The 12,198-nt window shown below is 36.5% G+C and carries 9 protein-coding genes; 4 read left to right on the forward strand and 5 right to left on the reverse strand.

The window, feature by feature from the left end:
* The first annotated feature begins 169 nt into the window (after positions 1–169).
* On the forward strand, positions 170–1,207 hold the full coding sequence (locus ACFFIS_RS05120; RefSeq protein WP_390186442.1) for a hypothetical protein: 1,038 nt from the start codon (positions 170–172) through the stop codon (positions 1,205–1,207).
* 72 nt (positions 1,208–1,279) lie between these two features.
* Here the strand turns inward: ACFFIS_RS05120 and ACFFIS_RS05125 are convergent, their stop codons facing one another.
* The 5 genes from ACFFIS_RS05125 to ACFFIS_RS05145 all read right to left on the reverse strand — a co-directional run bounded on the left by ACFFIS_RS05125 (position 1,280) and on the right by ACFFIS_RS05145 (position 8,712).
* On the reverse strand, positions 1,280–4,444 hold the full coding sequence (locus tag ACFFIS_RS05125) for a DEAD/DEAH box helicase (RefSeq protein WP_390186444.1): 3,165 nt from the start codon (positions 4,442–4,444) through the stop codon (positions 1,280–1,282).
* A gap of 379 nt (positions 4,445–4,823) precedes the next feature.
* Entirely contained in the window at positions 4,824–5,738 is a 915-nt protein-coding gene (gene hprK, locus ACFFIS_RS05130) for an HPr(Ser) kinase/phosphatase (protein WP_390186446.1), read from the reverse strand.
* Between the two features lie 237 nt (positions 5,739–5,975).
* Complete coding sequence (locus ACFFIS_RS05135; RefSeq protein WP_390186447.1) at positions 5,976–7,157, reverse strand: MFS transporter; 1,182 nt, start codon at positions 7,155–7,157, stop codon at positions 5,976–5,978.
* Between the two features lie 204 nt (positions 7,158–7,361).
* Entirely contained in the window at positions 7,362–7,949 is a 588-nt protein-coding gene (locus ACFFIS_RS05140) for a superoxide dismutase family protein (protein WP_320380376.1), read from the reverse strand.
* Positions 7,950–8,196: 247 nt separating this feature from the next.
* Positions 8,197–8,712, reverse strand: a complete 516-nt coding sequence (locus ACFFIS_RS05145; RefSeq protein ID WP_390186448.1) for a DoxX family protein — start codon at positions 8,710–8,712, stop codon at positions 8,197–8,199.
* A gap of 326 nt (positions 8,713–9,038) precedes the next feature.
* On the opposite strand from ACFFIS_RS05145, the gene ACFFIS_RS05150 reads away from it, so the two are divergent.
* The 3 genes from ACFFIS_RS05150 to ACFFIS_RS05160 are packed head-to-tail and all read left to right on the forward strand — an operon-like array spanning position 9,039 to position 12,135.
* On the forward strand, positions 9,039–9,941 hold the full coding sequence (locus ACFFIS_RS05150) for a peptidoglycan DD-metalloendopeptidase family protein (RefSeq protein WP_390186450.1): 903 nt from the start codon (positions 9,039–9,041) through the stop codon (positions 9,939–9,941).
* A 36-nt stretch (positions 9,942–9,977) separates the two neighbouring features.
* Complete coding sequence (locus ACFFIS_RS05155) at positions 9,978–10,904, forward strand: ABC transporter ATP-binding protein (protein ID WP_320380379.1); 927 nt, start codon at positions 9,978–9,980, stop codon at positions 10,902–10,904.
* Positions 10,897–12,135 (forward strand): ABC transporter permease, encoded by a 1,239-nt coding sequence (locus ACFFIS_RS05160; RefSeq protein ID WP_390186452.1) that lies wholly within the window; start codon positions 10,897–10,899, stop codon positions 12,133–12,135. The genes ACFFIS_RS05155 and ACFFIS_RS05160 overlap by 8 nt, the downstream gene beginning before the upstream one ends.
* Positions 12,136–12,198 lie beyond the last annotated feature (63 nt).

Raw genomic sequence — 12,198 nt, forward strand, 5'->3', positions numbered from 1 at the left:
CTTTTAGCGTATCTTGATTTATTATATTTGACTTGCTCTCTTTTTCATACGTTATGCCTACAAATGACGTTTCCCTTCTCATTTATAATGAGAAATACCTATATATTATAACGCAGTCGTTTGCTAAAATTTAGAAGGAAGTAATCTAAATTGACTAGGAGCTGATTTAATGAAAAAGCGATATGCAGTATTTACTTTTATCATCTTTTGTTTGCCATTATTACTTCTTACTGCATGTAAACAGGATGAAAATACAAAGAACGAACAAACTAATCCGCAAGAAACAGAAACCAATCAAAAAGATAATCAGACAGATATAGAAGATAAAAAAGATAAAAATAACGTAGAAGTCACAGAAGTTATCGCCCCTGATGATCAAGGGGATGTAGACGTTTGGTTTGATGGACAAATTGAAATAAACGGTAAACAAGTTATTGCAACCGGAAAAACTAATTTATTACCTGGTTCAAGGCTCGGTCTCGTTCTAGATTCTGAAGGTGTTCATCTTATCGGTACTTCTGATTTTGGTAATGTAACAGAGGATGGAGAATTTACATTGGAAACGAAACTCCCAAATTCATTTAATGGGGATATTTTGCATATCAATATAAATTTTAAACCACATGAACAAGACGAGACCATTAAGCAGCAATATATGGATAAGTTAGTAGGAGATTATGTGCGCATATATAGTGACGCAAGTGAATCATATGATATAGCAGCATTTGAAACTACTATTTTATTAGAGGAAAATAATCATACGATTCCAATTACACCACCGCAGTGGGAAAAACCGGAAGATTTAGGTAGCCCCGAAGTTCGCATGGAACCTGAAGTAATTGCTGGAGAAGAGTTTATGAAAGTCGAATTAAAAAGTAACATCGTAGACAATGCTCGTATACATGTTAGGGCTGATATACCAGACTATATTTCCTTTGGTTTTGATGGAATAAGTCAGATAAATCCAGATGGTACAGCTACCATTTACTACAAAAATCCACTAAGCAATTCAAAATTAAAAAACGTTACGGAATATGATTTGATTCTAACACTTGATCCACATGATAGTAATAACGGATCGCATGTAAGAGAGGCTTATGGAAAGAACGGAGATAAACTAACTGGTGACCTCACGAAGAAAGAGGAATCCATTGATGGAGATTACTTTATTGCGAGAAAAACATTAAGAGTAAAAGTTAATCAATAACTCGTTTTTTAATAACTGCCATGATGAAAAAAACTATTCTGCAGCAAGCTAAACAGAATAGTTTTTCTCTTTTTATACACTTAACAATTCCCTAATATCATCTTCACTTAAGCTTGAAAGCATTGTTTCACCTGGTTGAATTACTTGGTCGATGAGCTTCCGTTTTTTCTGCTGTAGTTCATAAATTTTCTCTTCTATCGTTCCTTCAGTAATCATACGAATGACATGTACCGTATTTTTTTGCCCAAATCGGTGTGCTCTTCCCGCTGCTTGGTCCTCTACCGCTGGATTCCACCATAAGTCATATAAAATGACGGTGTCTGCCCCCGTTAAGTTTAAGCCAGTTCCTCCAGCTTTTAGTGATATAAGAAAGACACTATTTTCACCTTGGTTAAAGCGCTCACTCATCTCTACACGTTCTTGCGACGGCGTTTGACCATGTAAATAAAAATAGCTAATGCCAGCATCTTCAAGCTTTGTAGCAATTAGTTCATGCATACTTGTGAACTGGGAGAAAATAAGCATTCGTTTTCCATTCTCTATTGCAGTATGAATCGTATCCATTAACTGATTTAGTTTCCCCGATTGCCCCGCATAATTTTCAATAAACAACGAAGGATGACAGCATAACTGACGCAATCTTGTTAAACCAGCCAATATTTTCATACGATTTTTTTGGAAACTTTGTTCTTTCAAGCTTTGAGTCGTTTCTCGTTGTAATTGATGTAAATAACCAACATACAGTTCTTTTTGTTCCTTCGTTAACTCAGAAATACTGACCGACTCAATCTTCTCAGGTAATTCTTTTAATACATCTGATTTCAGTCTTCGTAAAATAAATGGCTTCGTTAAAAAAGCAATTTTATCATGTTCCAATTGACGAAATTCCTTACGGTTTGGCATCAGCCCTGGTAACACAACTTGGAAAATTGCCCATAACTCATCAATTGTATTTTCAATTGGTGTACCACTAAGCGCAAATTTACGACTCGCCCTTATCTCTCGGATTGCTTTGGATGTTTTCGTTGCATAGTTCTTAATATATTGAGCTTCATCTAAAACAAGTGTTTGAAATGTATATTCTCGATATAACGCAATATCTTGTCGCAATGTTGCATAAGAAGTAATCCAAACATCAATTTCTTGTGAGTCGACAATTTTATCATGTCGTTCCACAGGATTTCCTGTAAGGACTGCCACGGACATTGAAGGTGAAAATTTTTCTATTTCACTTTTCCAATTGTACACAACAGAGGATGGCACAACGACGAGATGCGGGTTTTCACTAGGTTCAGATGCCAGATAAGCGATGGTTTGTAATGTTTTTCCAAGCCCCATATCATCGGCTAAAATTCCACCTAAATGATAGGCGCTTAATGATTTAAACCATTGGTAACCTGTTAATTGATACTTTCTTAGTTTTGCTTGTATGGTGTCTGGTAATTCATATGATTGCTCTTCTGGTGATTTCAAGTGACGTAATAATTTACGAAAAGAAGCATCATATGATTTATCCGTTTCAATTAATTCATCAATTTGCATACCACGATAGGCCGGCATTTCGATACGTCCATCATGCATATCTGATTTTTTAACTTTCAAATCTTGAATGAGTTGCTGTAATGATGTAAAGCCTTCATTTTCTAGTGAGAGTAAGCCACCACTTGCCAAACGAAAATATCGCTTTTTCTCAATAACTGCATTTAAAATATGCTCGACCTCATCCTGATTGACACCATCCATATCAAAACCAATCTCCAATAAATTAGTCGAAGATTCCATACTCACATGCGTACTTGGTGCCGTATCTTGTTCTACAATCATATTACGCACATCTGCCGTCAAGAACAAGGCAACATATTCATCTAATATAGGCAAAATATGATATAAAAAATCATATAAAGATTCTTCATCGGCCTCAATATATAATTGCTTTCCATTATAATGGAAATTGGCATGTTCGATGAGCTGCATAATTTGTTGTTCCTTTTCCACATCGCGAACAATAAACACATCTTTAGGTTGGGACTGTAAGAATGGATCAATCTTTTCATTTCCGTAATGGTACTCCAAATTCCCAACAATATTTTCCTCTTCTAGTTGCAAATATAGCTTCGCCACGAGCGGAACTTGAATAATTTCTGAAGCAACATTATCCGCTATTTCAACTGATCCGATTGTTTTTAGTGCAGGTAACACTTCGGATACAAATTGATCTGCCTGTTCCTTCGATATTGGTAATTCTTGACCATTTATTCGAAACTGCGCCATTTGCTCTACTATCGGGATTTGTTCTTTACTTGGAAAATAAAATGTTTCATCGTCATATATCATCTGATATGCTTTTAAATACACCAGATGTTTTCCTGATTCTACATGCAATAATAAATCATCATTATTCTTCGTCAATGAATAATGAAAAGGAAGTACATCTGCCTCCATGTTCAGTTGGTTCGATATATGATTTACTTTTCCCATCCTAAAGTTCCGTGTGATGAGCTTTGTAATGAGGTCTTTCGCAATTAATGGTGGGATGACCATATAACGATTCTCATCGAAACTTTCACTAGAATAAAAGTGATCACGATATACTTCACGATTTCTAATAGCGTCGTAAAGTACTTCAAAGATTTCCCAATCCTGTTGTAACACATTGTGATTTTCTGGCGAATATGAAAAGTTCTTCGTAAACTCGTGTTCTCGCTCTTGTAACACGTCTTCTAAAAAACGTTTTATATCCTTCACTACATAGCACCGTTTCGCGCCTGCTTTGAGTTCTAATATTAATTTTTCATCATACGTAATTTGGCAGTAATATTCGATTGCCAATGGTATTTTTTCAGGTAAAACCTCTGTCGAAACTGACCTACGCTGTACGGAGGTAAGGGCACGAATAAAATTGTCTGTCAGCGTATAATTCACCCTATTTCCAGGATATTGCTGATTTGTTGCCCTTGCTTGCACATTACATAGTGTTGCTACAATATGTTTACAAGCATCATAAGCATGAAAAGCCGGACAATCACAGTATGGCCGGATTGTACCTTTTTCTATATCCTGCATATTAATCTCAACAAAGTAATCTTCCGTACCATGTACCGTTGCAGTCCAAACATGGTGGTTAATGTCATACAAAAGGTCACTAACTCGACCTTCTTGATAATATTTCAGTCCACGTTTATATAAAAACGACGGAAACATTCGTTCTAAGTTTACTTTCGATAGTATATTTGACATGGTTTTACCTGCCTTTTTTCAACTATATAAAAAATGATACTATGTACTATTCTAACAGATTACACCGTCATATTTATAGTGTGAGGTATTTTAATTTATGAAACATTAGACAGTTACTTTACTATTAAATTGCATATACGATGTAAAAAATAATTTACAGAAGAAATCTCCACTATCTATTTCATTTGCTGGTTCATGAATCAGAACTAAATGATATAGAAAAAAACTAGCATTCGTAGAAGCTGATTGCTAGCTATCCTTTATATATATAGGATTGAAAACCGTGCATAAATTAGTGTGATTACAGCATGCTGTCGTTTCAATAACATCAAACGATTAAGCATCTGCAAATGATGTCACATTTATTTTGCCGTTCAATTTACAGTTCACGACCTTCTACGCGTTTCATGAATTCCTGGGCAGCGTTGTAACCTTGTTGTTTGAGATACCAATTGTTTGCAGCCGCTTCAATTAAACCTACGATATCACGGCCGGGCTGTAGTTGGATCTCAATATATGGTACTTCCACCCCTAAGTATTGCGAATATCTAGGTTCCAAATCTAAATCATTATGTAAGGAATCTTTCTCCCAATTTGTCAACTTAATATCAAGTACGATTCGTGTTTCGTCCTGAAAAGCCTTTGATCCATAAACCCGTGCCACATTTAGTAAGCCAATACTACGTAATGCAAGAAATTCCTTATTATTTTCATGATGTGTGCCTAAAATAGTATCTGGGCCAAGTCTTTTTAACACCACAATATCATCTGCAACTAAACGATGTCCTCTGCCAATTAACGTATGTGCCGTTTCACTCTTACCAATACCGGATTTCCCCCGCAATAAAATACCCATTCCAAAAACACTGACGCAAACACCATGTATCGTCATTTCAGGCGAAAGCTCCCTCACCATGTATGCATCGTATTTTTCAATAAATGAGGAAGTAGAATCCTTTGTACGTAATAATGGAATGCCTTCTTCCTTACAGTACCGGATAAGATATGTTAACCCTTCTTGATTCGCAGTCACGATAAAACAAGGTGGGCGATATTTTACGATATTCCCTATCCGAATTTGTCTTTCTTCCTGGCTGAGCTTATGCAAATAAGTAATTTCCTTTCGACCTAGTACTTGTACATGGTTTTTGGGAAAGTAATCAAAGTATCCAGTAAATTCTAAGCCGGGTCGATATGTTCTTGGCTTCGTAATTAGACGATCTAATACATCCTCACCTACTAATACTTCTAAAGAAAACCTTTCAACTAAGTTTTTGATGGGTACAGCTTTCATTTTAGATACACACCCTATCCATTCTTCATCATTTCATTCTAAAGGCGGGATTACGAAGGTTGAAGCTTGGCTAATTCCCTCATTTCACGTTCTTTGCCAACCTCTAACTCAACCTGTATATACGATCTTCATATCCTAACATCCCACATCCTCATATTATCATATTAGTAGGAATACACATCGTTCATTTGTTAAAAATAGAAGTCATTTATACGCACGAATAAGGGGTCAGACCCCTTATCGGCGTGCTTTCATATATAAGTATATATACAACAAGATAGATATCATCACTGAACCTGCAGCTGTTGCATAAATAACACCGTAATGGAACATGTAAGCAAGCTGACCAAATAAGATTGCACCAATCCCGACTCCAAAATCAAACGAGGAGAAGAAGGTTGCATTAGCCATCCCTTTTCGGTGTGCAGGGGCATTATCAACCGCCCATGCTTGTAACGCTGGCTGAACACTTCCAAACCCTAGACCGTATAATGCGGCAGCAAACAATAAAACACCTGTATTCGGAAGCCATGACAACAATAACATCGCAATAAAGATAAGTACCGTACCCGGTAAAAAGATGTAAAGATGCCCTTTTTGATCATATATTCTTCCCGCAAATGTACGGGATAACATTAGGAATAACGCATAAATAAGAAAGTACCATTCAATTCCAGCAATACTTTTTTCCGTTGCGTATAGAGGTAGGAAAGATGCAATTCCTCCAAATGTGAAGGTAATAAAAAACAGTAAGATGGATGGTTGTATAGCTGTTTTCTCAAAGAAATCAAATCTTACAGTTGCAGCGCGATTTGGTGATTGCTCCACTTGTTTATAGCGAACCTTTGTCGCTAGAAGAAATGCAACTAATCCACAAACTGCACAAATAAGAAATAACATCGCAAAGGATATTTTTCCAACTAAAGCAAGCCCAAGCGAAGGACCTAATGCTAATGCCAAGTTGCCCGATAAACCAAAATATCCGAGCCCCTCACCCCGCCGTTTCTGAGGAATTAAATCTGTAGCAATTGTCCCTGTTGCTGTCGTTGAAAAACCAAAACCTATGCCTTGCACCATCCGCATGGCAACTAAAAAGCCAATACTAGCAATAAAGGCGAATGAACCAATTGATACGACAAAAATGCCTAGGCCCAACATATACACAAACTTTCTTCCCTTTGTCTCCAACAATTGTCCTGCGTAAGGGCGAAAGATTAAAGCGGAAAATGTAAAACTACCAACGATTAAGCCAATTGCTTGGTCGCTCCCCCCTAATTCCTTCACAAATAGTGGTAATGTAGGTAAGGTCATTTGGAAGCCTAAAAAAATAAAAAAGTTCGCAATACAAACGAGAATAAAGTCGCGCGACCAGATTTTTTCTACCTTAGGTGATGCTTGTATGTTCTGTTGAATCCCCATATGATTGTCTCCTTCTTTCGCTACTCGAAATATAATTATACATGATTATTCGAATTATTGGAAAGAATATAGCCAATATATGTTGCATGACAATTTCATCGCATATTTACATGCTGTTAGACCATCGCCTTCAAGCATGCAAGAAAATATTCACGCATTTAAATAAAAAGGCCAATCCCCATCTTTCGGAAATCAGCCATTTTGTTATTTTTCAATCACACCACAAGATACTCTATCACCGGAGTTACCTGCTGGCTGTGATTTATAATCATCTAATTGCGAGTGGATCATGAGTGTTGTTCCACCTTTTTTAAACAAGGAATTTTTCTTTCCCTTTTCTAGTGTAACCATGTTGGCCAGTACTTCCGCTCTTACATAACCTTCTTCATCTGCCTCAATATTTGGCAAATCTCCCGCGTGTGGCCCTTTCGGATTATCAAATCCATGTTCCTTATTTGTCGGGTTAAAATGCCCACCTGCTGATTCAAAATCTGGCGGATCACATTTACCTTTTTCATGAACATGGAAGCCGTGTAACCCTGGCGTTAAACCTGAGGCTTCAATAAATATCATAACACCATCATCTACTTGTTCTAATTTAGCTGTACCGACTTTCTCACCTTGCGTATTTATCATCGTTGCATGAGCTGTTAAAGGCGTTTCCTCATTTGCAACCGTCGTTTCAACAGCAGTGCCCTCGTTTTGATCCTTCTCAGTTCCATTTGAATTAGAACAAGCACCGACAATGAGAATAAACATGGCAAAAATAAAAATGGTATAACTTCTCTTCATGTCAATCCCTCCGATAGTTGTTGTCACTCACAATTATCGACAACACTTCGCGGGAATAAACATCATTTTTAAATTCAATAAACTTATTACCGCGTGATAAACTTTACAATAATTTCGTAGTAGGAAATGCTGCGCCACCTCATTTGCCCTTTTCACTGATTACACGCATAGACGCCAGTGTAAATCGTGAAGGCCAAAACAAAAAGGGCCTCCTATATTTTAGGAAAGCCCATCGAATAATGAATTGTTAAACTGTTGCAATATGTTTTTCACTTTTATGGTTATCTTTGTGAAGACGTTCTTTAACAAATGGAATTACCCAACGATCCAAACCAATTTTTCCAGCGTTTGCTCCAGCTACAACGATAAAGAATGTAATCAGTACCATTTGAGCATTTGTACTTACGGTACCGCTAAACAAGAAGGCAAAGTTCATTGTCATCCCCATAATTGCTGCGAAGTTTGTGAAAATACCTAGTATTAAAGCAAGACCAACAAGTACTTCTCCAAACATGACGAGATAGCTAAAAACTCCTGCACCTGGTAGTGCAACATGCTCTAAAAACGCTGCCCACCATCCTTGTACTGCGGGATGATCTCCACCTGCACTTGCAATCGCACCTTGCAAAAATCCACTTGCATCAAAACCAGGACCAGTTAATTTTCCAATTCCAGCAGTTAACCAGGCATAACCGATATAAATTCTTAAGAAAGCTAAAATACCTGCACTTATTTTATTAGTCCGAATGAAATTTAAAAACATATCCACCACTCCTTTTTGTTTGTTCAACCATTCACATATAGTGATAAATTTAATCTGTTTCTACTACGCTTTTATATTAACATGGTTCTATATATTTTGCATTAGTTTGTTCATCATTTCACAAACTTATTTTAGTTTATGGCAAACTTGTGACATCCATCTATGTGTAACCCTATCATATCAATCGTTCAAATAAATGATGTTATCGCAAATTTAATCCAGTCCCACCACATTTATAATGAAAGTCATATTTTTAACTTTTATTGAAACCTTCCAAATTCCCTCAACGTACTATATATTACACAAATCGTTGAAAGGGGGATTAAATGAGTTTTATCGATTATATGATTATTTTTTTATTCCATATCATTATTCCAATTGGATTTATCATTGAACTGTGGAGAGCAAAATTTAAAAGTAAATTTAGTTGGCTTTTGTCCATGCTTTTGTATTCCCTTTTCATTATCCTTTATTTTCTAATTGGTGCGTGGGATATTTTAGGGTATTACATTCGTTACGTCTTGGTCGTATTACTCGTCATCGCAATCGTTTTTTCATGGTTACGTGTAAAATCATTACCGAACCGTCTCTCCACTGAAAAGCTATTAGGATTTAGAAATATTTTCATTTACCTAGCCATAAGTGTATTTTTATTTGGTGGCTTTTCCATCTTGATGAGTTTTACAGACCGTCATCATCCTTTACATCTTACGTTTCCGCTTCAAGATGGTACTTATTATATTGGGCAAGGTGGGAATACAGGATTTCTTAATCATCATGATAATGTACCACAACAATATGCATATGATATTGTAAAACTAAATACATACGGCTCACGCGCCACCGGAATATTTCCAAGCGAGCTAGAAAAATATGAAATTTTTGGTGATACACTGTATAGCCCATGTAATGGTGTTGTGACTGACATGCAAAATACGTTACCTGATTTAACGCCACTCCAAATGGACAGTAAGAAACCTTATGGAAATTATATCGGTATGCAATGTGAAGGATCACAGGCTACCGTGTATCTCGCACATATGCAGCAGGATAGTATACAAGTACATATCGGGGATCAGGTGATGCTAGGCGAAATAATTGGGAAGGTTGGGAACTCTGGTAATACAACTGAGCCACATCTACATATACATGCAGAAGAGAATGGGATTGGGATACAAATTCAGTTTGATGGAGAATCGCCAATACGCAATAGTTTAATAAAGAGATAATGTAAACATATCGTTTTCAAGAGAGGAAGTAGATAAATGAATACTGTTTTAGCTGTAAATAATTTAGAGAAATCATTTAAAGATAAAAAGGTTTTAAATGGTATAACATTTGAAGTGAAAAAGGGAGAAATCATGGCTATATTAGGGCCAAATGGTGCAGGTAAATCAACAACGATTCGGAATATCATGGGAATCATGTATCCCGATACTGGTTCCGTCAAATTTGAAAACTATCACGATATTCCACGGCATAAAATTGGCTACTTACCTGAAGAGCGTGGCCTATATAAAAATGTAAAAGTAATGGATATGCTACTATATCTTGCTGAATTGAAAGATTATCCTTTAAAAAAAGCGAAAGAAAGAGCATTCGCTTACTTAGAAAAGTTTGACCTAAAGGGAAAAGAAAATGTGAATCTAGAAGAACTTTCTAAAGGAATGAATCAAAAGGTTCAATTTATCTCTTCCATCCTGCATGAGCCGGAACTGTTAATCTTAGATGAACCCTTTTCAGGACTTGACCCGGTTAGTCAAGACATATTCAAAGACGAAATCCGCAGCCTAGCAGATAATGGAACTGCCATTTTATTATCTTCTCACCAGATGAATTTAGTTGAGGAGATTTGTGATCGGTTATTTATGATTCAACGAGGACAAAAGATTATTTATGGCACTTTAGATGAAGTGAAAACTGAATATGCGAACTTTAAATGTACGATACGCGGGAAAAATAAACTAGCTGATTTAGAGAGAATCCCTCGTGTACAACGTGTAGAACAAAAAAATGACGTTTCCATCCTATACTTAGAAAAGGATGTTTTTCCAACAACATGGCTAAGAGAATTGCCAGAGTATCTTGTCATACACGAATTAACGATTGATAGAATCTCACTTCATGAGATTTTTATCGACATTGCAACAGATAGAAATTTATTAGTAGAAGCAGGTGAACAATATGCGTAATGCTATGAAGGTTGCGAAGTGGGAAATAAAGCGTAATTTAAAGAATAAGACATTTTTAATTGGCTTATTCCTTACGCCATTACTTATTTTAGGATTTGCATTTATTGGTAGTTTAGTAGGTTCAGATGACGATGAGGCAATGACAAATGTTTATATTGTTGATGCATTAGGTGTCTATGATGTAATAGAAGAAACTGCAAATGTGGCTGAGCTTGATTGGAATGTACATCAGGCAGATCTTTCTGAGGAAGAAGCGGAAAAGGATTTAGCTGATAAAGAAGATGCCGCTTATATTTTTGTGGATAAGCGTGCTGTAGATGAAGGTATCATTCCAGTTTATACAAGTGAAGAAATCGCCTCTTATTTTATGAGTGAAGTACAAGTATTAGAATCACCTATTAAGGCCCAACAAATGAAAGAAATTGGTTTATCGGATGAGCAGTTAGCAGCTGTTTCCACACATATTCAGTTTGAAGAAGTTGGATCCGCTGTAGAAGAAGATGACAGTGAAAGTTCTGGGGTAGATGGATTAACAGGTGATGATTTATTTAAAACACTCGTACCAGGTATGTTTGCTGGCATTATCTTGCTATCGATTATTTTTGCAGGGATGTATATTTTCCAAAGCGCCTCCCAAGAAAAGAAAGATAAAATTGCGGAAATAATTTTATCTTCCATTACACCTGGGGAATTGATGCAAGGGAAAATTATTGGCTATTTTGTACTCGGACTTGTGCAAGCGGCGGTTTTACTTTTCTTTGCGATTCCAATTACATTGTGGAAAACAGATATTCCTGTATTTGAATACTTATTCGTACCGGAAACGTTATTACTCGTATTCATTGCGATTCTAGGTTACTTATTATTTGCTTCACTGTTTGTTGGAATTGGAGCAACGATGGCAGATGTTAGCTCAGCAGGAAACTTCCAAGGTATTGTGATGATGCTTCCATTCCTACCATTTGCGTTAATAGGACCTGTCATTAGTGATCCAAGTGGTTTGGTTGCCCAAATTGGCACATATGTACCGTTTACAACTCCAGGTATTTTACTATTACGCTTAACGATGCTAGAGGAATGGCCTTGGATCGAAATTGCAATCGCCCTTGTCATCCTCATCGTAAGTATTTGGCTCTTTATGAAATTGGCTGGGAAAATATTCAAAGTAGGTATTTTAATGTACGGAAAAAATGCGACACCTAAGGAAATTTGGAAATGGCTACGTGCATAACATATCGTTCATATGTTATCATTCATATTGTGAATCTGAATGAATAACGTACCTTCAATCACC

This window comes from Paracerasibacillus soli, from assembly GCF_042432965.1.
GTDB lineage: Bacteria > Bacillota > Bacilli > Bacillales > Amphibacillaceae > Paracerasibacillus > Paracerasibacillus soli.